The sequence below is a fragment of the Pseudomonas sp. PDM27 genome, from assembly GCF_019219205.1.
Taxonomy (GTDB): Bacteria; Pseudomonadota; Gammaproteobacteria; order Pseudomonadales; family Pseudomonadaceae; genus Aquipseudomonas; species Aquipseudomonas laurylsulfatiphila.
Genome location: NZ_JAHUWF010000017.1, coordinates 125,986 through 148,912, shown reverse-complemented (window position 1 = coordinate 148,912; position 22,927 = coordinate 125,986). Strand labels below are relative to the sequence as shown.

Below are 22,927 nucleotides of genomic sequence, written 5' to 3'. Positions count from 1 at the left end.
CAGCGGGCGACTGAAAACGCCGTCCCTGACTATTTTTTTCCTGTAGGAAAACTTACCTCACCCAGACACGGTCTACAGAGCCGCAAATTGAGTGATTTATCTCCAGAGGTTCTAAGCAGATGGCAGCAGTACTCGTCGGTCAGTTCCATGCAAGAGACGCGCAAGGCCGTATTTATTCGGTGCACGAGTTCCAGGAATCCACCCCGGCGGTAGACGGTTCCGGGCCTGTCACTACCTATAAGCTGGCCATTGGCGACCGTGTCAACAAGGTCGACGACAATGAATTCATGCTGGTGCAAACCGGCGTGACCATTACCCGCGAACCGCAAACCGTCAGCGCTTCATAACCCGTCGTTATGAGCAGAAGTCATATGCGCGGACTTGGGGTAGGATTCAGCCACTGACTCCTCCACCTGCTGAACATGGACTTCACGCATGCGCTTACGCCATATCGAAGTGATCCAGGCGCTCCTGCAGACCGGTCACCTGGGCACCGCCGCCGAATGGCTGCAGTTGCCAGTGGCCGAAGTCGAGCGCTTGCTGCGCGACGCCGAGGATCAGTTGGGGTTCATGCTGTTCGCCAGCGTTCGCGGACGATTGCAGGCCACCCGCGAAGCGCAGCAACTGCAGGTGGAAATCGCCCGGGTCTACGACGCGCTCGAACCGGTGCAGCGTCTGGCCAACAGCCTCAGGCAATACCTGGCGCCGCCGCTGCGCATCATCTGCACCCCGCCCCTGGCCAACCAATTGTTGCCACACAGTATCGCGGCCCTGCGCCGACGCCTGCCCGACGCGCCTTGCACACTGCTGAGCCAGCCGACCCGCGACATCGTCAGAAGCCTGCTGCTGCGTGAAAGCGATCTGGGCCTGAGCCTGCACGACCCCGATCACGCCGACCTCGATTGCCAGGTGATTGCCCAGGGCAAACTTCAGTTGCTCGCCCCCCATGGCTGGCTGCAACCGAAACAGAAATACATTTCACTGCAGGACCTGGCCGGCCAATCGATGATCGGCCTGGAGGGGCACGACCCGCTGAGCCCGGCACTGGAAAACAAACTGCACGGCTTGCGCCCGGCCCCGGTGATCCAGACCCGGGTGCAGACGCACCAGATGATGCGCAGCATGGTCGAGGCCGGCGAAGGCCTGGCCATCGTCGACCCCTTCACCGCCCTCGGTGCCAAAGCCTCGGGACTGGACAGCTGCCCGCTGGCACCCGCCATCCCGGTCAGCCTCTACGCCCTCTCCCTGAAAAACGCCGAACCCTCTCCGGCGGTTCAGACCCTGTTGGCCATCGTCACGGAACAAGCCGCGGCGATGCTGACGAACTGAGCGGGTTTTCCAGCGGGTTTTCGAACAGTCGATACCAGAACAGCGCCACTTCGGCGGTGTTCGGATCGATGCCGCGATAGCGCAGGTGATCGATCCCGCCGATCACGTAACCGCAGCGTTCATAGAGCCGGCAAGCCCCCAGGTTGTTGTTCTGGGTTTCGAGCATGATGCCCGGGAGTTTCTTCTTGCGACTCCAGAATTGCGCCACATCCAGCAGGGCCTTGGCCACGCCGTGCCGTCGGGCCGGTGCATGCACCGCCAGTTCGTCGATATGGGCAAAACCGTTCCAGTTGGTACTGACCACCAGGTGCCCCACGGGCTGGTCATCCAGGTAGGCCATGAAAATCGCGCTGTCGGCGGCATCGCGAAAGCTGCTGAACTCCTCCGGGTCGATGCCGTAGCACTTGCGATAAGGCGTGATCGGCGTCACCGGCCACTGTGCGACCGGTTTGCCGATTTCGGCGGCACCATAGGCCGCGACTTCAAAACTGAAATCACTGCCCCAGATGTAGGCGGCAAAACCTTCATCGGCAACCCGTACCGACAACCCTGGATAATTCGGATTTATAACCGGCTGCATACTGGGAAAGGTCCTCACTCCTTGATGCAATCGACGGTGTAGCACCGCCCACTGCCCTGATCTTCATGTTGCAATCCGTGCACATCAGCAACGAACCCCGGGAAACTGCTATCGAACGTGCGGGCAAACGCCAGGTAATCGATGATCGAGCGGGTCGACTCGGTAAAGCGCTCACCCGGCATGATCAACGGAATGCCGGGTGGATACGGCACCAGCATCACCGCGGCGATCCGTCCGTCCAGCGCATCGATCGACACCGCCTCGACTTCTCCGCGCACCAATTGATCATAGGCGTCCGCCGGCTTCATAGCGACTTCCGGCAGTACCGTGTACATGCGCTTGAGGTGCCTGGCGGTGGCATTGCTGCGATAACAGGCATGCAACTGATCGCACAGATCACGCAGGCCCATGCCCTGATACCGCGCGACGTTTTCCTGCGCCACGCAAGGCAGGCAACTGGCCAGACTGACGTTGGCGTCATAGCTGCGCTTGAACTCCAGCAATTCAGTGAGCAGCGTGCTCCACTTGCCCTTGGTGATACCCATGGAGAACAACACCAGGAACGAATACAGCCCGGTCTTCTCAACCACCAGGCCACGCTCCCAAAGGAACTTGCTGACCACCGCCGCCGGAATCCCGCGTTCGCTGAGGGCGCCACCGGCCGTCAGCCCCGGCATCACCAGCGTGACCTTGATCGGGTCGAGCAGCACATAGTCATCGGTCACGCCGCCAAAGCCGTGCCAGTCGGCATCGGGCTGCAGCAACCAGTCCTCGGTGACGACCCGCTCGATGCCTTCCGCCGACGGCGGTTGCCAGATCGAAAACCACCAGTCATCAGCGGCAATATGCTGGCGCAAGTTAGCCAGCGCCCGGCGAAAGCTCAGGGCTTCGTCGAACATTTCCTGCAGCAGCGAACGCCCGGCCGGCCCTTCCATCATGGCCGAAGCCACATCCAGCGAGGCGATGATGCCGTACTGCGGCGAGGTCGAGATGTGCATCATGAACGCTTCGTTGAAGCGATCCCGGTCCAGTTGCCGAGCGCCGCCATCGCGCACGTGAATCATCGATGCCTGACTGAAGGCCGCCAGCAACTTGTGGGTGGAGTGGGTGGTGAACACCAACGGACTGTCTTCATCGCGGGACGTGCCCATGCCGTAGCGCCCGGCAAAAAACTCATGGAACGCCGCATAGGCGTACCAGGCCTCGTCGAAGTGCAACACCTCGACGCTGTTGCCCAGTTGCTGCCTGATCAGCTCGGCGTTGTAGCAGAGGCCGTCATAGGTCGAATTGGTCACTACGGCGAGCTTGACCTTCGGTGAGCGCCCCTTGGTCAGCGGACTGGCGTCGATCTTGGCCTGGATCGATTCGCGGCTGAACTCGCTCAGGGGAATCGGGCCGATGATCCCCAGCTCATTACGCTCCGGGCACAAGTACAGCGGGATCGCGCCAGTCATGATGATCGAGTGCAGCACCGACTTGTGGCAATTGCGATCCACCAGCACCAGGTCATCGCGAGCGACCACTGAATGCCAGACAATCTTGTTGGCCGTGGATGTGCCATTGATCACGAAAAAGGTGTGATCGGCACCAAAGTTGCGGGCTGCGCGGGCCTCGGCTTCAGCCAGGGGGCCGGTGTGATCGAGCAAGGAACCGAGCTCCGGCACCGATACCGAAAGATCCGAGCGCAGGGTGTTTTCCCCGAAAAACTGGTGAAACGCCTGCCCGACCGGACTCTTGTGATACGCCACCCCTCCGCCGTGACCGGGGGTGTGCCACGAGTAATTGGAATCCGCGGTGTGCTGCACCAGGGCCTTGAAGAACGGCGGCAACAGGCCATCCAGGTATTTGCGCGCGGCGCGGGCCACCTGCCGGGCAAGAAAGGGCACGGTGTCTTCAAACAGGTAAAGAATGCCGCGCAACTGGTTGAGCTCGGCCATGGCATCGGCGGGCGCGTTTTCCAGGGTCACTTTTTCGCCCAGGGCGAAGATCGGCAGATCCGGCGCACGCACTCGCGCCAGACCGATCAGTTCGGCCATGTTTTGCAGCAAATGCGAATGGGTGCTGGCGTCCTCAGACGCTATCAACATGCAGGACAGGCCATGGTAGGTCGACGCCACCAGTCGTCCTTCGGTGTAGTCCACCGCCGAAACGACGCTGAACCCTTCCTGCTCCAGCTCCCGGGCAATCCCCCGCACGCGGTCGCCGGCGACGCTGTCGGCCTTGATGTCGCGATGGACAATCAGGACCGGGAATTTCAAATCTTTATACATGAGGCTCAGTGTCCTGAGGCGGCAGACCAGAGCCTGCCAATCACCTCAGGGTAGAGTGTTGCAGCGCAAGTGGCGAGCGGTGCGGTTATTCGAAGATCAAAAGATCGCAGCCTTCGGCAGCTCCTACAGGGAACGCGTTTCTCTGCAGGAACTGCCGAAGGCTGCGATCTTTTTTCAACGCCCCTACGCCTGCTGCGCTTCAGCCTCTGCCAACTGCACCCACAACGCCGGGGCACCAGCGGATTTGCCGATGATTTCCAGGCGCGCCGCGTGGCGGGCCAGGTCGTCTTCGCTGGCGCGGATGATGCGCGTCGGCTGGCGATCCGCCGGCAAACGACGGATCTCGGTGGCCGAATTGTCCGCCCCTTCACCGGAGCCATTGCCATCGGAGGCGTTACCGGCCAGGGACAGGCTGGTCTGCCCGCCGGTCATGGTCAGGTAGACGTCGGCGAGAATCTCGGAGTCGAGCAACGCGCCGTGCAGTTCACGGCCGGAGTTGTCGACGCCATAACGTTTGCACAAGGCGTCGAGGCTGTTGCGCTGCCCCGGGTGACGCTCCCGGGCCATCATCAGGGTGTCGAGGATCGAGCAGTGCTGCGTGATGTCCGCGCGGTCCTGCTGCCCCATCAGGGCGAATTCGTTGTTGATGAAGCCAACGTCGAACGCCGCGTTATGGATGATCAGCTGCGCGCCCTTGATGAACTCGAAGAACTCTTCGGCCACCTCGGCAAAACGCGGCTTGCCCACGAGGAATTCGTTGGTGATGCCGTGAACGCCGATGGCGCCCTCGTCACTTTCGCGATCGGGCTGCAGGTACACGTGAAAGTGCCGGCCCGTCAGGCGTCGGCCGATCAACTCGACACAACCGATTTCAATAATCCGGTGGCCGTCGGTCACCGGCATGCCGGTGGTTTCGGTGTCGAGTACAACGGATCTGGTGGCCATCAGTGCTCAGCTCTCAATCGGTATTCGGGCAAAAGCCGCGATATTAACACGGTCCCTGTAGGAGCTGCCGAAGGCTGCGATCTTTTGCTTTTGATCTTGAAAGTCAAAGTCAAAAGATCGCAGCCTTCGGCAGCTCCTACAGAGACATCGCGATCAGTCCTGCTTGTACCCGCGCACTTCATCGACGCCACGGTTGGCCAACTGGTCGGCGCGTTCGTTGCCGTGATGGCCAATATGCCCGCGCACCCATTTCCAGGTGACCTTGTGGCGGTTGACCTGCTCGTCGAGCAATTTCCACAGGTCGGCGTTTTTCACCGGCTCCTTCGCCGCGGTTTTCCAGCCGCGCTTCTTCCAGTTGTCCATCCACTCGTTGATGCCTTTCATCACGTACTGGGAGTCGGTCACCAGCAGCACCTCACAGGGACGCTTGAGCTCTTCCAGGCCACGGATCGCGCCCATCAGCTCCATACGGTTGTTGGTGGTATTGGCTTCGCCGCCCCAGAGTTCCTTTTCAACGCCCTTGCACACCAGCAGTGCGCCCCAGCCGCCAGGGCCAGGGTTGCCCTTGCAGGCGCCGTCGGTGAACAGTTCTACGCTATCGCTCATGCCAATCTATCCAGAAAATGCGCTGGCCCGCCGATCGCAGATCGACGACGCCCGAAGCCGGGACAGGCCCGGCCGCAAATGAAAAGTGTGTATTACGGTTCGATGTTGCGACGGTTGACCTTGGCCATCGGCAAAGGAATCAACTTGCCCATCGGCTCGCGCCGCTCCTGACGGACCGGTCGCAGGCCCACCACGATCTTGCGCGCCACCAATAAATAGAAGCCACCGCCCGACAGTTGCCAGTCACCGGCCTTGCGCTCCCAACCGGCCAGGCGGGCCTGCCACGCCGGTGACGCAAGCGGCGGACGATAGCACCCGAAGCGGCGTTTCTCCAGCGCGAAGCCCAGCAGGTTCAGCCAGTCCGCGACCCGTGACGGCGAAATGCAGCGCGCCTTGCGCAGCCCATCCTGGGCAAACACATGCCGCAGGCCCCAACTGCTCCAGGGATTGATGCCGATGATCAGCAAATGCCCACCGGGTCGCACGCTGCTTGCCGCCTCGCGCAGCAAACCGTGGGGCGACAGACAGAAATCCAGGCCATGTTGCAGCACCACCACATCGGCGGCGTGCTCGCTGAGCGGCCAGGCCTGCTCCTCACAGACAATCTCGACCCCCGGCAACGGCGCGCCAAGGCGTACGTTGCGCTGCACCTGCGGCGCTGACGGCGGGGTCTGGGCCGAGGGGCCGTAATGCACCAGATAGCCACCAAAGAACCGCCCGAGCTCGTCTTCGAGCATGCGCCGCTCTTCGTCCAGCAGGAATTGCCCGATCGGACCTTCCAGCCACTCGCGGGCGGCGCTGATCAACGCCAGCCAGTCAGGATCAGCCTGTGCGAACGCTTTATCAGTCATTGCATTCTCCAACGCGCCAGGAAGTTCTAAGATGCGCCATTGATTTCCGTTTGGCGAATCCGACGATGATACAGATCACTGCCCTGCCCGCCTTCACCGACAACTACATCTGGCTGTTACAAGACCACGGCAGCAAACGCTGCGCGGTGGTCGACCCGGGTGATGCCGCCCCGGTACACGCCTGGCTCACGGCAAATCCGGGCTGGGTACTGAGTGATATTTTGATCACTCACCACCATCATGACCACGTCGGCGGGGTCGAACAGCTGAAAAAAGCGACGGACGCGAAAGTCTATGGTCCGGCCAGCGAAACGATCCCGGCCCGGGAGGTTGCGCTCAAGGATAACGACCGTATCAGCGTGCTGGGGCTGGACTTCGATATCTTCGCGGTCCCCGGCCACACCCTGGGGCATATCGCCTATTACCATCACGGTTTGCTGTTCTGCGGCGACACCCTGTTTGCCGCCGGCTGCGGGCGGTTGTTCGAAGGCACGCCACAGCAAATGTACAGCTCGCTGACACGCCTCGCTGCGCTGCCGGAAGACACGCTGGTCTACTGCACCCACGAATACACCCTGAGCAATCTGAAGTTTGCCGCCGCCGTCGAACCGAACAATCCGGACACGGCCGAACGCCTGGCCAAAGTCACCCGCCAACGGGAATCCGGGATCATGACGCTGCCGTCGACACTGGCGCTGGAAAAGCTCACAAACCCGTTTTTGCGCGCCACTGAAACATCCGTTAAAGAAAAAGCGGACGAACGGACCGGCATCGATAACTCGGCGCCCGATATGGTTTTTGCTGCGCTGCGAGCGTGGAAAGACACGTTCTAAAGGGGTCCCCCAAGGCTGTAACAATTCTGAAAGGTTGACCGCGCAGGGTGCGCTTTCTAGAATCGCCCGACATTTTTGCCCGGAACTTACTTCCAGCCAATGTCGTCACCTATTCGCAAAGCCATCAGTTCCGACGCATTGACCCGCCTGGCTCAAGCCATTGCGGTGGCTGTGTCCGCCACCCTGGCGGGCTGTTCCAGCCATGCGCCGCAGACCGATGCGGCGCACACGCAGAACATCGCCGCGCGCGCCAAGCAGAAGCCGATCTGGCTCAGCGAAAAGCCCAGCCCGCAAATTCCACAGGACGTCTGGGAGCGTATGCGCCAGGGCTTCCAGTTGCAGGACGGGCTGGGTGTCAACCCGCGCATCGAGCAGCAGCGCCTGTGGTTCGCCAGCAATCCGTCTTTCCTCGAAAACGCCGGCGAACGTGGCAGCCTCTACATTCACTACATCGTCGAACGCCTTGAAGAGCGCAACATGCCGCTGGAACTGGCCCTGCTGCCAGTGATTGAAAGTGCCTACAACCCGATGGCCTACTCCCGGGCCAACGCGGTGGGTCTTTGGCAGTTCATCCCGTCCACCGGGCGTTACTTCAACCTGCGCCAGACCCGTTTCTATGATGGCCGCCGCGACATCACCGCGTCGACCACCGCCGCGCTGGATTACCTGACCCGCCTGCACGACATGTTCAACGGCGACTGGATGCTGGCCCTGGCGGCCTACAACGCCGGTGAAGGCACCGTCAGCCGGGCCATCGAGCGCAACGAGCGTCTCGGCCTGCCGACCGACTACTGGAACCTGCCGCTGCCCTCCGAAACCCAGGCCTACGTGCCGAAGCTGCTGGCGCTGTCGCAAGTGGTGATGGCGCCGGAAGCCTACGGCGTGAACCTCAACCCGATCGCCAACCAACCCTATTTCCAGGTCGTCGAAATCAATCAGCGCATGGACCTGTCCAAGGTCGCTGAAGTCGCCAACATCGACGAAGACGAACTGTTCCAGCTCAACCCGGCCTTCAAGCAGCGCACCACCATCGACGGCCCGCAGCACCTGCTGGTGCCGACCTCCAAGGCGCAACTGCTGACCAGCAGCCTGCAGACCATGCGCCCTGAAGAGCTGATCAGCAAGAAATCGCTCAAGCCGGTCTTCGAGGGCGCCGACGACACCCAGGTCGCCAGTGCCAGGCGGTCCTACCGGGTCAAACGGGGTGACAACCTCGGCTCCATCGCCAAGGCCAACAACGTTGACGTGAAGGACCTGCAACGCTGGAACAAATTGACCGGCAAGAATCTCAAGCCCGGCCAGACCCTGGTCATGCAGGACAACAGCAAACGCAGCTCCGGGCGCGTCAACACCGTGATTGCCGCCAACTCCAAAAAGCAGCAGACCAAGTACAAGGTCCAGCGAGGCGATTCGCTGGCCCTCGTGGCCAAGCGCTTCAACGTCGAGATGCAGCACCTCAAGCGCTGGAATCCTCGTGTCGGCCAGGCGCTGAAGCCCGGCCAGATGTTGACGGTGGCCAATCCGCATTAAAAAGAGCCCCTGATTTCAGGGGCTTTTTTATGCCTGCTCAGTTTTTGTGGGCAGTGCAAGAACCTGTGGGAGCGAGCTTGCTCGCGATGACGGTGTATCAGTTTGCATTGATGGCGACTGACACGCCGCCATCGCGAGCAAGCTCGCTCCCACAGGGATTGTCGCCCGACCGATATTGCGCATTAATCCCCCGTCTTTTTCCTGTCCATACAAGCTGTTACTGTACGGTCCACAAAGCCCAAGCCGCCTGGATCGGATCTCCTATTTGAAGCGTCCCCTGCCCCTGCTCCTGATCAGCCTGGCCTTGAGCTCCACCGCAAGCGCGACGATCAGCGAAAGCCATGGTTATGCGCAGTTCGGCACGCTCAAGTACCCGGCCCGATTTACCCATTTCGACTGGGTCAACCCGCAAGCGCCCAAAGGCGGTACGTTGCGGGTGATGGCGTTTGGCACCTTCGATACGCTCAACCCGTACACCTTCAAGGGCACCAGCCCGGTCACCACGCCGAACTTCCTGCAATACGGCATCAACGAACTCAACGAACCGCTGATGGTCGGCACCGGGCAGTACGCGCCGTCGGGTGACGAGCCCGCGTCCAGCTATGGCCTGATCGCCCAGTCGGTGGAGTACAGCGAGGACCGCAGTTGGGTGGTGTTCAACCTGCGTCCTGAAGCACGCTTCCATGACGGTACGCCGATTACCGCCTTCGACGTTGCGTTCTCCTATCGCACGCTGCTCAAGGAAGGGCATCCGCTGTACCGCACCAACCTTCAGGAGGTGCTGCGGGTCGACATCCTCAACCCGCAGCGCATCCGTTTCGTGTTCAAGCGCGCCGGCAATCCGCTGCTGATCCTGCGCCTGGGCGAAATGCCGGTGCTGCCACAGCACTACTGGAAGGGCCGTGACTTCAAGGCCACCACGTTCGAACCGCCGCTGGGCAGCGGGCCGTATCGCATCACGGCGGTCACGCCAGGACGCCAGATCGTCTTCGAACGGGTCAAGGATTACTGGGGCAAGGACCTGTCGGTCAATCGCGGCAAGTACAACGTCGACCGCATGGAAGTCGAGTTCTACCGCGACAGCGACGTCGCGTTCGAGGCGTTCAAGGCCGGTGAATTCGACATCTATATCGAACATCAGGCGAAGAACTGGGACACCGGCTACAACTTTCCCGCCCTACGCCGCGGTGACGTGATCAAGGCACAGATCCCCCACCAGATCCCGACCCAGACCCAGGGCCTGTTCATGAACGGCCGCCGGGCGACTTTCTCGGACGCCAGGGTCCGTGAAGCGCTGGGGCTGATGTTCAACTTTGAATGGACCAACCGCGCGCTATTCAGCGGTGCCTACAAGCGCGCCATGAGCTATTACCCCAACAGCGAGTTCTCGGCCAGCGGCTTGCCGGTCGGACATGAATGGCTGTTGCTCAAGCCCTACCGTGAACAGCTGCCGGCCAGGCTCTTTACCGAGCCGTTCAGCCTGCCGCAGACCGATGGCCGCGGCATCCCCCGGGAGACCTTGCGCAAAGCCCTCGGCCTGCTCGCCGAAGCCGGCTGGAAGCTCAATGGCCAGCACCTGCAAAACGCCGCAGGCCAACCCTTGCGCCTGGAGCTGTTGCTGGTCAACCCGAACCTGGAACGCATCCTCCAACCCTATGTCGAGAACCTCGCCAGCATCGGCATCGATGCGCGGCTGCGCACGGTCGATCGCGCGCAATACAAGCAGCGCCTCGACCAGTTCGATTTCGACATGATCCTGATGACCCTCAACCAGACCCTCAGCCCGGGCCTGGAACAATGGCAGTACTTTCACTCCAGCCAGGCCGGGGTCAAGGGCAGCAAGAACTACGCCGGCATTACCAACCCGGTGGTCGACCATCTGCTCGAACAGTTGCTGGCCGCCCAGACCAGAGACCAGCAAGTCGCCGCCGGCAAGGCCCTTGACCGCGTGCTGCTGTGGCAGCACTACATCGTTCCCAACTGGTACCTCAATTATCACCGTCTGGCGTACCGCAACCGGCTCGCCTTTGTCACCACGCCGCCCTACACCCTGGGCCTGAATGCGTGGTGGCTGAAATCTTCGGAGAAAGATCAATGAACCCCATCCGCACCCTGCTCCTGCAGGCCAGCGGCCTGTTGTTCGCCGGGCTGGCCTGCGCCGCCCCGCAACACGCCGTGACCCTGTACAACGAGCCGCCGAAATACCCGGCCGACTTCAAGTACTTCGACTACGTCAATCCCGACGCGCCCAAGGGCGGGATCTTCCGCCAGGCCGGGTTCGGTGGCTTCGACAGCCTCAACCCGTTCATCAGCAAAGGCGTGCCGGCGGATGATATCGGCATCATCTACGACACCCTGGCCAAGCAAGGCCTGGACGAGCCGTTCACCGAGTACGGCCTGATCGCCCGGCTGATCGAGAAAGCCCCGGACAACGGCTGGGTGCGCTTCTACCTGCGCCCCGAAGCTCGCTTCCATGACGGTCATCCGGTACGCGCCGAAGACGTGGTGTTCAGCTTCCAGATGCTGACCAAGGACGGCGCACCGATGTACCGCGGCTACTACAACGACGTGGCCGAAGTGATCGCCGAAGACCCGCTGACCGTGCTGTTCAAGTTCAAGCACACCAACAACCGCGAGCTGCCGCTGATCCTCGGCCAGTTGCCGGTGCTGCCCAAGCATTGGTGGGCCGACCGCGACTTCAACAAGGGCAACCTGGAGATCCCGTTGGGCAGCGGCCCGTACAAGGTCGGCGAAGTGAAGGCTGGGCGCTCGGTGCGCTACGAGCGGGTCAAGGATTACTGGGGCAAGGACCTGCCGGTCAATCGCGGTTTCTATAACTTCGACGTGATGACCACCGATTACTACCGCGACAACACCGTGGCCCTGGAAGCCCTCAAGGCCGGGCAGTTCGACTACTGGCTGGAAATGACCGCGAAGAACTGGGCCAATGCCTACAACATCCCGGCGGTCACCGAAGGCCGACTGGTCAAGGAGCAGATTCCCAACGGCAACCCGACCGGCATGCAAGGCTTCGTGTTCAATATGCGCCGCCCGGTGTTCCAGGATGTGCGCGTACGCCAGGCCTTGTCACTGTTGCTGGATTTCGAATGGACCAACAAGCAACTGTTCAACGGGGCCTATGTGCGTACCCGCAGTTACTTCGAGAACTCGGAAATGGCCGCCACCGGCCTGCCTGACGCCGAGCAGGTGGCGATCCTCGAGCCGTTCCGCGCCAAGCTGCCACCGCAAGTGTTCAGCGAAGCCTTCCAGAACCCGAGCACCGACGGCAGCGGCATGATCCGCGCCCAGCAACGGCAAGCCTATCAACTGCTGCAGGAAGCCGGCTGGCGCATCGTCGAAGACAAAATGGTCGACGCCACCGGCAAGCCGGTGGTCATCGAGTTCCTGTTGGCCCAGACCGAATTCGAACGGGTGCTGCTGCCGTTCAAGCGCAACCTCAGCGACCTGGGTATCGACCTGGTGATCCGCCGGGTCGACGTCTCGCAGTACATCAACCGCGTGCGCTCCCGGGACTTCGACATGATCGTCGGCAGCTTCCCGCAGTCCAACTCACCGGGTAACGAACAGCGGGAATTCTGGATGTCGGCCGCCGCCGACAAACCCGGCAGCCGCAATTCCATGGGGCTCAAAGATCCGGTGGTCGATCAACTGGTCGAGCGACTGATCAACGCCGATTCGCGCAAAAGCCTGGTCGCCCATGCCCGCGCGCTGGACCGCGTTCTGCAATGGGGCTATTACGTAATACCCAACTGGCACATCAAGACCTGGCGCGTGGCGTACTGGAACCACCTCGGCCACCCGAAGGTCTCGCCCAAATACGACATCGGCACGGCCACCTGGTGGGTCAAGCCCGACATCAAGCCGGCGATAGAAGTCGAAACCATACTGCAGGCCGATCCTGCGGGCACGGAGTAATCAGATGCTGGCGTACATTTTTCGTCGACTGTTGCTGATCATTCCGACCCTGTTCGGCATCCTGCTGATCAACTTCGTGATCATCCAGGCCGCCCCGGGCGGGCCGGTGGAGCAGATGATCGCCAAGCTCGAAGGCTTCGAAGGCGCCACCAGCCGCATCGCCGGCGGCGGTGCCGAAGTCTCGGTGGCAGGTTCCGCCTATCGCGGCGCCCAGGGCCTGGACCCGGCGCTGATCAAGGAAATCGAGCACATGTACGGCTTCGACAAATCCGCGCCGGAACGCTTGTGGATCATGGTCAAGAACTATGCGTCGCTGGATTTCGGCGACAGCTTCTTTCGCGACGCCAAGGTCATCGACCTGATCAAGGAAAAGATGCCGGTGTCGATCTCCCTCGGGCTGTGGAGCACCCTGATCATGTACCTGGTGTCGATCCCGCTGGGGATCGCCAAGGCCACGCGACACGGCAGCCATTTCGACGTCTGGACCAGTTCGGCGATCATCGTCGGCTACGCGATCCCGGCGTTCCTGTTCGCCATCCTGTTGATCGTGGTATTCGCCGGTGGCAGTTATCTGGACTGGTTCCCGTTGCGCGGGCTGACCTCGAACAATTTCGATGAACTGAGCATGGGCGGCAAGATCCTCGACTACTTCTGGCACCTGGCGCTGCCGGTGACCGCGCTGGTGATCGGCAACTTCGCGACCATGACCCTGCTGACCAAAAACAGCTTCCTCGACGAAATCAACAAGCAGTACGTGATCACCGCCAGGGCCAAGGGCCTGACCAACCACCGCGTGCTGTACGGCCACGTGTTCCGCAACGCCATGTTGCTGGTGATCGCCGGTTTCCCTTCAGCCTTCATCGGTATCTTCTTCACCGGCTCGCTGCTGGTGGAGGTGATCTTCTCCCTCGACGGCCTGGGCCTGATGAGTTTCGAAGCGGCGATCAACCGCGATTACCCGGTGGTGTTCGGCACGCTGTTCATCTTCACGTTGCTGGGACTGGTGGTGAAACTGATCGGCGACCTCACCTACACCTTTGTCGATCCGCGTATCGACTTCGAAAGCCGGGAGCATTGAGATGAACCTGTCCCCTCTCAATCGCCGACGCTTCGAACTGTTCAAGGCCAACAAGCGTGGCTGGTGGTCGCTGTGGCTGTTCCTGATCCTGTTCGGCGCCAGCCTGGGCGCCGAGCTGATCGCCAACGACAAGCCGCTGGCGGTGCATTACGACGACAACTGGTACTTCCCGGCGCTCAAGCGCTACCCGGAAACCACCTTCGGCGGCGAATTCCCGCTGGAAGCCAACTACAAGAGCCCGTACATCCGCGAACTGCTCAAGGCCAAGGACGCCTGGGTGCTGTGGGCGCCGATTCCCTACAGCTACCAGAGCATCAACTACGACCTGAAAGTCCCGGCCCCGGCCCCGCCCTCGACGGACAACCTGCTGGGCACCGACGACCAGGGCCGCGACGTGCTGGCCAGGGTGATCTACGGTTTCCGCATTTCGGTGCTGTTCGCCCTGACCCTGACCCTGTTCAGTTCGATCATCGGTGTGATCGCCGGGGCCTTGCAGGGTTTCTACGGCGGCTGGGTGGATCTGGCCGGGCAGCGCTTCCTGGAGATCTGGTCCGGGCTGCCGGTGCTGTACCTGCTGATCATCCTCGCCAGTTTCGTGCAGCCCAACTTCTGGTGGTTGCTGGGGATCATGCTGCTGTTCTCGTGGATGAGCCTGGTGGACGTGGTGCGCGCCGAATTCCTGCGCGGGCGCAACCTGGAATATGTGCGCGCCGCCCGTGCCCTGGGCATGCAGAACGGCGCGATCATGTTCCGCCATATCCTGCCCAACGCGATGGTCTCGACCATGACCTTCATGCCGTTCATCCTCACCGGCGCCATCGGCACATTGACCGCCCTGGACTTCCTCGGTTTCGGTCTACCAGCGGGCAGTCCGTCGCTGGGTGAACTGGTGGCCCAGGGCAAATCCAACCTGCAGGCGCCCTGGCTGGGCATCAGCGCCTTTGCGGTGCTGGCCCTGATGTTGAGCCTGCTGGTGTTCATCGGCGAATCCGCTCGCGATGCCTTCGACCCGAGGAAGTGAAATGAATCAGGACAATCTGATCGAAGTGCGCAACCTGTCCGTCGAGTTTGTCGTCGGCAATCGTTGTCAGCGGGCCGTCGAAGGCGTGAGCTTCGACATCAAGCGCGGCGAAACCCTGGCCCTGGTCGGCGAGAGCGGTTCCGGTAAATCGGTGACCGCACATTCGATCCTGCGCCTGTTGCCCTACCCGCTCGCCCGCCATCCCTCCGGCACCATCGAATATTCCGGGCAGAACCTGCTGGACCTGAAGGAAAAAACCATCCGCCACATTCGTGGCAACCGGATTGCGATGATCTTCCAGGAGCCGATGACCTCGCTCAACCCTCTGCACTCGATCGAAAAGCAGATCAACGAGGTGCTGGGCATCCACAAGGGCCTGACTGGCAAGGTCGCGACCAAACGCACCCTGGAGTTGCTGGAGATGGTCGGCATCCCCGAGCCACACAAGCGCCTCAAGGCCCTGCCCCACGAATTGTCCGGCGGCCAGCGTCAGCGGGTGATGATCGCCATGGCCCTGGCCAACGAACCGGAACTGCTGATCGCCGACGAGCCGACCACCGCGCTGGACGTGACCGTTCAGCTGAAAATCCTCGAATTGCTCAAGCAATTGCAGGCGCGACTGGGCATGGCGCTGCTGCTGATCAGCCACGATTTGAACCTTGTGCGAAGAATTGCGCATCGCGTATGTGTCATGCAGCAAGGTTGCATCGTCGAACAGGCATCGTGCGAAGAATTGTTCCGCGCGCCGCAGCATCCGTACACTCGGGAACTGCTGGCAGCGGAGCCCGGCGGCAAGCCTGCAAGCAACGTGATCGGCCCGCCCTTGCTGGCGGTCGAGGACCTGAAAGTCTGGTTTCCGATCAAGAAAGGCTTGCTCAAGCGCACGGTGGATTACGTCAAGGCGGTCGACGGCATCAACTTCAGCCTGCCCCAGGGCCAGACCCTGGGGATAGTCGGAGAAAGCGGTTCCGGGAAGTCGACCCTGGGCCTGGCGATTTTGCGGCTGATCGCCAGCAAAGGCGCCATTCGCTTTGAAGGCCAGCCGCTGGACAGCCTGACGCAGCAACAGGTCCGGCCGCTGCGGCGGCAGATGCAAGTGGTGTTTCAGGACCCGTACGGCAGCCTGAGCCCGCGGATGTGCGTGAACGACATCGTTGGCGAAGGCCTGCGGATCCACAAGATGGGCACCGAGGCGGAACAGGAACAAGCGATCATTGCAGCACTCAAGGAGGTAGGCCTGGATCCGGACACCCGGCACCGCTACCCCCACGAATTTTCCGGCGGGCAACGGCAGAGAATCGCCATTGCCCGGGCATTGGTGTTAAAACCGGCGTTGATTTTGCTGGACGAGCCGACTTCGGCCCTCGACCGCACGGTACAACGCCAGGTAGTGGAGCTTTTGCGTTCGCTGCAAACCAAGTACAACCTGACGTATCTGTTTATCAGCCATGACCTGGCTGTGGTGAAAGCGCTGAGCCACCAGTTGATGGTGGTCAAGCATGGCCAAGTGGTCGAACAGGGAGACGCGCAAAGCATTTTTGCCGCCCCCCAACATCCGTATACACAGCAGTTGCTGGAAGCCGCTTTTTTGGCTCCAGCCACTGCGCAATAACCTGAAAGAGGAGCAACACATGGGTTTTCTCGCCGGTAAGCGCGTACTGATCGTCGGTGTCGCCAGCAAGCTGTCCATCGCATCCGGCATTGCTGCCGCCATGCATCGCGAGGGCGCTGAGCTTGCCTTCACTTATCAGAACGACAAACTCAAGGGTCGTGTCGAAGAGTTCGCACAAAGCTGGGGTTCGAACCCTGAGCTGTGCTTCCCGTGCGACGTAGCCAGCGATGAAGAAATCGCCAAGGTCTTCGTTGAGCTGGGCAAGAAGTGGGACGGCCTGGACTGCATCGTGCACTCCGTCGGCTTCGCCCCGGGCGACCAACTGGACGGCGACTTCACCGAAGCCACCACCCGTGAAGGTTTCCGCATCGCTCACGACATCAGCGCCTACAGCTTCGTGGCCCTGGCCAAGGCCGGCCGCGAAATGATGAAAGGCCGCAACGGCAGCCTGCTGACCCTGTCGTACCTGGGCGCCGAGCGCACCATGCCGAACTACAACGTGATGGGCATGGCCAAGGCTTCCCTGGAAGCCGGCGTACGTTACCTGGCAGGCTCCCTGGGCCCGGACGGTACCCGCGTCAACTGCGTTTCGGCCGGCCCGATCCGCACCCTCGCCGCTTCCGGCATCAAGAACTTCCGCAAGATGCTGGCCGCCAACGAAGCGCAAACCCCGCTGCGCCGCAACGTCACCATCGAAGAAGTCGGCAACGCCGGCGCCTTCCTGTGCTCGGACCTGGCGTCCGGCATCAGCGGTGAAATCATGTACGTGGACGGTGGCTTCAACACCACGGCCATGGGCAGCCTCGAAGAGTAATCTTCGGTCAGCCAAGAAAAACCCGCCTCTATTGGCGGGTTTTTTATGCCTGTGATTTCCCCGGCCGATGCAGCCCCCCCTGTGGGAGCGAGCCTGCTCGCGAAGAGGCAATCACATTCAACATATCTTCTGGCTGATACACCGCTTTCGCGAGCAGGCTCGCTCCCACAAGGTCTGTGCTATGCCAGACATTTTGCGAACAACTGCTGAATCGGCTGCATTCGCTGGCTGTACCGCTGCAACAACACAATCTCCCGATAGAACGTCAACTCGCCCAAGGGGATGACTCGCACACCTGCCCCATGCTCAAGCCACAACCCCGCCTGCGGCAACAACGAAATCCCCAACCCACACTCGACCATTTTGACAATCGCCTCCAGTTCATCCAGCTCCAGTGCCCCGTGCACCTCGATCTGCTGTTCGCGCAAGAACCGCGTCACCAGTCGCCCGCCAAACGAATTGCGGTCGTAGCGCACATGCGGGTGCTCGGCGAGCAGTTGCAACGGATCATCGCCGTCCAGGTCCGCCGGTACGATCAGCACGAACGGCTCCCGGCGTATCACCTGCGCGGACAACTCCTTGGGCAACTCGAATGGCGGTTTGATCAGGATCGCCAGGTCCACTTCCCCGGTGTCCACCTGACTCAGCAGGTTCAGTGACACACCGGGCACCAGCCTGGGCTCCAGCAAGGGCGCCTGCTGGCGCAATCGCAGCAGCGCCTGAGGCAGCAGCCCGGTCTGGACGGTCGCCACCGCGCCGATTTTCAACTCGCCACGGTACTCGCTGACATCGTCACTGACCGCCATGCGGTTGAAGGTTTCGAGCATTTCCCTGGCCATCGGCAACGCACGCTGCCCCGCCGCATTGAGCAGCGCCTGGCGGCCGGTGCGGTCGAACAGACGAATGCCCAGGGCCTGCTCCAGGTTGCGAATCTGCGCGCTCACGGCCGACTGCGTCAGGCCGATGTGCATACCGGCCGCGGCAAACGTGCCGTGACGCGCCACAGTGACAAAGGTTTTGAGTTCTCGCAGCATGGCGGCCTCGATTGATCGAAATAATTTGAGCTCGACGCAAAAATTATCGTCTTTCAATCAAAAAGCACAGGACTAAACTCTACACACGCCCACCCACCACCGAGGTTCGCCCGATGCAACTCTCCCCTTTTCACCTGGCCATTCCGGTCTACGACTTGCCCGCCGCCCGGCACTTTTATGGCGCGGTGTTTGGCCTGGAAGAGGGTCGGTCGAGCGACCATTGGGTCGATTTCAATTTTTTCGGCCATCAACTGGTGATTCACCTGGCACCGAAAAACCCTTCGCAAGAAGCAGCCCACACCAATGCCGTCGATGGCCACGATGTGCCGGTGCCGCATTTTGGCGTGGTGCTCGGGATGGCGGAGTGGGAAGCGCTGGCCGAGCGGCTGAAGTCGCTGGGAACTCGCTTCGTGATTGAGCCGGGGATTCGCTTTCAGGGGCTGGTGGGCGAGCAGGCGACGATGTTTCTGTTCGATCCTTGCGGGAATGCGCTGGAATTCAAGGCGTTCAAGGATATTGGGCAGTTGTTTGCCAAGTAAGGATATGCGGTGCCTGTCAGGCCGCCTTCGCGGGCAAGCCAGTTCCAGCATTTGATTTTTGACACAGTTGAAAGGGCGGAAGATCAAGATCAAAAGATCGCAGCCTTCGGCAGCTCCTACAGGAGGAATGCGTTTAGCCGAAGAGCAGGTTCGCCCCCACAGTAGGTCCGCGTACACAAACGCTCTTCACCACTCATCAGGCCGAGCGTTAGCTCGCCTGCAGCTCTTGATCCACCCGCCCCCTCGGCAGGCTGAGCGGAGGTGTTCATCCGGGGATGGGCGCGCAGCGCCGTTCGACGCAGTCGAACTCATTGCATGTAGGTCGAAGCGAAGCCGACCGGAGGGCAATGCCCCCGGATGAATACCGCAGCGAAGGTACCCCGAGCCTAAGCGAGGGGCCGTACGTAAGGGGCGAGCGTTTTTTGCTTCCTTTTTTAGGCGCTTGTAAAAAAGGGAGTCGCCGTAAGGGCGAAACCATAAGCCGCCGTTACCGAAGAAACGGATATGTACACAGTCAACCCGCCAATAAATCACCGCCCTAACAGCTCATCAACCTTTCAGCCTCCCCCAGCAACTCCTCGATCGAACCATGAACAACCGGGTCATATTCGACCTGCACAACACTGAAGTGAATGTCATAACTGCGATGCGCCGCAGCGTTGCGCTCGTCGAGTATCTCATTGAGTCGGGCCTTGATCGCCGCAATCTCAACGCTGCCAGACCCGGTCAGCAGCGCCACGAAGCGGTCGCCTTCGAGCCGGCCGACCACATCGTTTTCACGAAAGCCGATACGCAGGACATCGGCGAAGGTCTTGAGCGCATCGTCACCTTTGGCCCGGCCATACAGATAGCTGATGCGTTTGAACTCATCGAGGGAGAAGTACAGCAGCGTCGCTGGCGTCTCCAGCGTCCGGCAAGCCTCCAGCCCGAGTCGGGCCAGCGCGGTGAAGCCATGGCGATTGGACAGCAGCGTCAGCTCATCCATGCTTGCCATTTGCACACCCGCCAACTCTCGTTCGGCCTGGCGCGCCATTTCACGCAGCCGCTCCCGTTCTTGCTGTGGCGTGAGCAACGGGCTCGCGGAACGGCCCGATTTGCCCGTTTTGCCTGAGATCAACATCGTTCACTCCCATTGCAGGTATGCACTTTAGAGTCGCCCATACCCGCATTGACTCCCTGCAAGCGTGCCGTTGGTCAGCTTCCCGCCACCGGGCACGGCCCTCCTGCGTCGGCCCAACGTTTGAATTGGCTGACGAAGATGTCGTGCGGTACCGGCACCGGCGCGCGATTGCCGCCCGGGTTCCAGCCCCACAGCACCAGCTTGTCGTCGCTGACGTGCTTGATCAGCGCGGCGAAATCCCGGTCGCCGTTGCTGGCGCGATCCTTGATCATCGTGCACAGCCGGTCGGCCGGCAGGCCGATCCAGGCCATCCGCTGCGCTGCCGGCGGCAGACTCCAGTGTGGCGCCCCGGGCGGCGCATGAGGACCATAACTGGCCGGTGGATTGCTTTGCGCATGGCAGGTTGCACAGGGCAATCCGGCCGAGCCCTTGCCGTCCATGCCACGCACGACATTCATCGCATGGGGCACGCCGGCATCGAATTGCAGCGGCGAATCCCCGGGAATGTGGCAGTTCTGGCAACGCGGGCTCTGGAAGACTTTCTGCACGGTGTCGAACGCCTGCAAGGCCTCGCGGTCATCGGCGAACACGTGCGATGCATAGGCGATGAGACAGACCAGGATCACCGCCCCAAGCAACCAGTGATGACGTTTCATCTCACACCCCCGACAGCTGCAAGGGCAGCTCGCGCAGGCGCTGCCCGGTCAGGGCAAACACCGCGTTGGCCACCGCCGGCGCCGTGGGTGGCACACCGGTTTCGCCGATACCGCCAGGTTTATCGCTGCTGGGCACGATATGCACTTCGACCACCGGCATTTCGTTGAGCCGCAGCACCTGATAGTCGTGATAGTTGGACTGCACCACCTGCCCGTCCTTGAGTGTCAGCTTGCTGTGCAAGGCGAAGCTCAGGCCAAAGGTGATGCACGACTCCATCTGCGCGGCGATGCTCTGCGGGTTGACCGCAATGCCGCAGTCCACCGCGCACACCACCCGGTGCACACGGATGGCGAGATTGTCCTGGGACACCTCGGCCACCTGGGCCACGTAGCTGCCGAAGGATTCATGCACCGCCACACCCAGGGCATGGCCATCGGGCAGCGGCGCCTTCCAGTTGGCCTTCTCCACCGCCAGGTTCAACACACCGAGGTGGCGCGGATGGTCCTTGAGCAAGGTGCGCCGGTACTCCACCGGATCCTTGCCGGCCGCCGTGGCCAGTTCATCGATCAGCGACTCCATGACAAACGCGGTGTGGGTGTGTCCCACCGAACGCAGCCACAACACGCTGATGCCGGTTTGTGGCGAGTGCAGTTCGATCTGGTGATTGGCCAGCCCTCCGATGTAGGGGCTGTCGGCCACGCCTTCGACCGAGGTCTTGTCGATCCCGTCCTTGACCATGCTCGCTTCAAGCGAGGTCCCGGCCATGATCGACTGCCCGACCATCACATGCTTCCAGGCCAGCGGCAGACCGTCAGTGCCCAGCCCGATACGCGCATGGTGCAGGAACGCCGAACGGTAATAGCCGCCGCGGATATCGTCCTCCCGCGCCCACACGGTTTTCACCGGCATACCGGCGGCCTTGGCGACATGCACCGCTTCGCTGACGAAGTCCGAGGTCGGATTGGCCCGGCGCCCGAAGCCGCCGCCGAGAAACTCGGTATGGATCTCGACCTGTTCGGGTTTGAGCCCGGTGATTTGCCCAGCGACCATCTGGTCCAGGGTCTGGAACTGGGTGCCGGTCCAGATTTCGCACTTGTCCTTGCTGATGCTCACGGTGCAGTTGAGCGGTTCCATCGGCGCATGGGCCAGGTAAGGCACACTGTATTCGGCGTCGATGGTCCTGGCCGCTTTCGCCAGCGCAGCCTGGGTATCGCCCGCCTTACCAGCGTTCAGGCCAGGGGTGGCGGCGAGTTTGCGGAAGCTTTCCAGCAGCGCCTGGCTATTGAGCCCCGCGTTCGGCCCCGGGTTCCACTCGACTTTCAGCGCATCGCGGCCCAGCTTCGCCGCCCAGTAATGATCGGCAATCACCGCAATCCCCGTCGGCACTTGCACCACTTTGTGCACGCCGGGAATCGCCAGCGCCTCGGCGCCTTCAAAGGATTTGACGCTGCCGCCGAAGGTGGGCGAACGGGCGACCATCGCCGTCATCAGCCCCTCGAACTGCACGTCCATGCCGAATTTCGCCCGGCCGGTGATTTTCTCCGGTGTGTCCAGACGCTGGGTGGGTTTACCGATCAGCCGCCAGTCTTTCGCGTCCTTTAGCTTGATCGAGGCCGGGTCCGGCGGTGGCAGCTGTCCGGCGTCATCGGCCAACTCGCCGTAGGTGGCGCGATGCTCACCGGCAACCACCACGCCCGACTCTGTATGAATCTGCGAAGGAGCGACGTTGAAACGCTTGGCCGCGGCATCGATCAACATCAAGCGCGCCGCCGCGCCGGCCTGACGATAGCGATCGAATTCCATCCAGGTCGAGGTCGAGCCGCCGGTGATCTGCATCCCGCCAAACCCGGGCATGCCGTAGTCGGCGGCCGATGCCGGGGAATGCTCGACGCGGATCTTCGACCAGTCGGCGTCCAGTTCCTCGGCAATCAGCATGGTCAGGCCGGTCCAGATGCCCTGGCCCATTTCCGAATGGCCGAGCAACACGGTGACGCTGTTGTCATTGCCAATGCGCAGGAAAGCGTTGGGCGCAAACACGTTGCCCTGATTCTCCGCGCCCATGGCGAACCGGTGGGCGCCGGGCATGACAAACGCCACCACCAGCCCGCCGCCCAGCACAGCACTGCCCTTGAGAAAACCCCGGCGCGATAACGCGTTGATGCTGTTCATGGC

At 61.6% G+C, this 22,927-nt stretch carries 20 protein-coding genes; 11 read left to right on the top strand and 9 right to left on the bottom strand.

From position 1 onward, the window contains the following. Positions 1-119 precede the first annotated feature (119 nt). Together KW838_RS27435 and KW838_RS27430 are read left to right on the top strand one after the other, a co-directional pair. Entirely contained in the window at positions 120-347 is a 228-nt protein-coding gene (locus KW838_RS27435) for a hypothetical protein (protein ID WP_102673602.1), read from the top strand. A gap of 88 nt (positions 348-435) precedes the next feature. Next, complete coding sequence (locus tag KW838_RS27430) at positions 436-1,329, top strand: LysR family transcriptional regulator (RefSeq protein WP_218504149.1); 894 nt, start codon at positions 436-438, stop codon at positions 1,327-1,329. On the opposite strand, the gene KW838_RS27425 is transcribed toward KW838_RS27430, so the two are convergent. The 5 genes from KW838_RS27425 to KW838_RS27405 all read right to left on the bottom strand — a co-directional run bounded on the left by KW838_RS27425 (position 1,295) and on the right by KW838_RS27405 (position 6,581). Beyond that, a complete protein-coding gene (locus KW838_RS27425; protein WP_102700599.1) occupies positions 1,295-1,909 on the bottom strand; it encodes a GNAT family N-acetyltransferase in 615 nt (204 codons plus the stop codon). The two genes, KW838_RS27430 and KW838_RS27425, sit on opposite strands and share 35 nt — an antisense overlap. A 14-nt stretch (positions 1,910-1,923) precedes the next feature. Beyond that, positions 1,924-4,179, bottom strand: a complete 2,256-nt coding sequence (locus tag KW838_RS27420) for an arginine/lysine/ornithine decarboxylase (RefSeq protein ID WP_090455012.1) — start codon at positions 4,177-4,179, stop codon at positions 1,924-1,926. Positions 4,180-4,362: 183 nt separating this feature from the next. Then, positions 4,363-5,124, bottom strand: coding sequence for a DNA polymerase III subunit epsilon (dnaQ, locus tag KW838_RS27415; RefSeq protein ID WP_116579241.1), 762 nt, complete (start codon positions 5,122-5,124; stop codon positions 4,363-4,365). A gap of 153 nt (positions 5,125-5,277) precedes the next feature. Beyond that, a complete protein-coding gene (rnhA, locus tag KW838_RS27410; protein ID WP_007996378.1) occupies positions 5,278-5,730 on the bottom strand; it encodes a ribonuclease HI in 453 nt (150 codons plus the stop codon). A gap of 92 nt (positions 5,731-5,822) precedes the next feature. Further along, positions 5,823-6,581, bottom strand: coding sequence for a class I SAM-dependent methyltransferase (locus KW838_RS27405; RefSeq protein ID WP_007979122.1), 759 nt, complete (start codon positions 6,579-6,581; stop codon positions 5,823-5,825). Between the two features lie 65 nt (positions 6,582-6,646). Here KW838_RS27405 and gloB point away from each other — a divergent pair, with 65 nt between their 5' ends. The 8 genes from gloB to fabI all read left to right on the top strand — a co-directional run bounded on the left by gloB (position 6,647) and on the right by fabI (position 17,405). Further along, positions 6,647-7,414 (top strand): hydroxyacylglutathione hydrolase, encoded by a 768-nt coding sequence (gene gloB / locus KW838_RS27400; protein ID WP_218504148.1) that lies wholly within the window; start codon positions 6,647-6,649, stop codon positions 7,412-7,414. A gap of 99 nt (positions 7,415-7,513) precedes the next feature. Further along, a complete protein-coding gene (locus tag KW838_RS27395) occupies positions 7,514-8,944 on the top strand; it encodes a transglycosylase SLT domain-containing protein (RefSeq protein ID WP_102700595.1) in 1,431 nt (476 codons plus the stop codon). 277 nt (positions 8,945-9,221) lie between these two features. After that, complete coding sequence (locus KW838_RS27390; protein WP_371317896.1) at positions 9,222-11,042, top strand: extracellular solute-binding protein; 1,821 nt, start codon at positions 9,222-9,224, stop codon at positions 11,040-11,042. After that, a complete protein-coding gene (locus KW838_RS27385; protein ID WP_218504146.1) occupies positions 11,039-12,880 on the top strand; it encodes an extracellular solute-binding protein in 1,842 nt (613 codons plus the stop codon). Before KW838_RS27390 ends, KW838_RS27385 begins: the two co-directional genes overlap by 4 nt. A gap of 4 nt (positions 12,881-12,884) precedes the next feature. Further along, entirely contained in the window at positions 12,885-13,958 is a 1,074-nt protein-coding gene (locus KW838_RS27380; RefSeq protein ID WP_007979116.1) for a microcin C ABC transporter permease YejB, read from the top strand. A 1-nt stretch (position 13,959) separates the two neighbouring features. Further along, the gene (locus KW838_RS27375) at positions 13,960-14,979 is read left to right on the top strand and encodes an ABC transporter permease (RefSeq protein ID WP_102700592.1); all 1,020 of its coding nucleotides are present in this window, start codon (positions 13,960-13,962) and stop codon (positions 14,977-14,979) included. Position 14,980: 1 nt separating this feature from the next. Further along, the gene (locus KW838_RS27370; RefSeq protein ID WP_102700591.1) at positions 14,981-16,591 is read left to right on the top strand and encodes an ABC transporter ATP-binding protein; all 1,611 of its coding nucleotides are present in this window, start codon (positions 14,981-14,983) and stop codon (positions 16,589-16,591) included. Positions 16,592-16,610: 19 nt separating this feature from the next. Then, the gene (fabI, locus tag KW838_RS27365) at positions 16,611-17,405 is read left to right on the top strand and encodes an enoyl-ACP reductase FabI (RefSeq protein WP_007979113.1); all 795 of its coding nucleotides are present in this window, start codon (positions 16,611-16,613) and stop codon (positions 17,403-17,405) included. 179 nt (positions 17,406-17,584) lie between these two features. Here fabI and KW838_RS27360 read toward each other — a convergent pair whose 3' ends face one another. Then, positions 17,585-18,439 carry a LysR family transcriptional regulator gene (locus tag KW838_RS27360; protein ID WP_218504145.1) on the bottom strand — a complete coding sequence of 285 codons (855 nt, stop codon included), beginning with the start codon at positions 18,437-18,439 and terminating at the stop codon, positions 17,585-17,587. 113 nt (positions 18,440-18,552) lie between these two features. On the opposite strand from KW838_RS27360, the gene KW838_RS27355 reads away from it, so the two are divergent. Further along, entirely contained in the window at positions 18,553-18,978 is a 426-nt protein-coding gene (locus KW838_RS27355; RefSeq protein ID WP_015095381.1) for a VOC family protein, read from the top strand. 538 nt (positions 18,979-19,516) lie between these two features. Here the strand turns inward: KW838_RS27355 and KW838_RS27350 are convergent. The 3 genes from KW838_RS27350 to KW838_RS27340 form a co-directional block, all read right to left on the bottom strand. Next, positions 19,517-20,098: a GGDEF domain-containing protein gene (locus KW838_RS27350; RefSeq protein WP_218504144.1), complete on the bottom strand. Its 582-nt coding sequence runs from the start codon at positions 20,096-20,098 to the stop codon at positions 19,517-19,519. 74 nt (positions 20,099-20,172) lie between these two features. Further along, positions 20,173-20,754 (bottom strand): hypothetical protein, encoded by a 582-nt coding sequence (locus KW838_RS27345; RefSeq protein WP_102700587.1) that lies wholly within the window; start codon positions 20,752-20,754, stop codon positions 20,173-20,175. Between the two features lies 1 nt (position 20,755). Beyond that, positions 20,756-22,924 carry a xanthine dehydrogenase family protein molybdopterin-binding subunit gene (locus KW838_RS27340; protein ID WP_218504143.1) on the bottom strand — a complete coding sequence of 723 codons (2,169 nt, stop codon included), beginning with the start codon at positions 22,922-22,924 and terminating at the stop codon, positions 20,756-20,758. Positions 22,925-22,927: the final 3 nt, after the last annotated feature.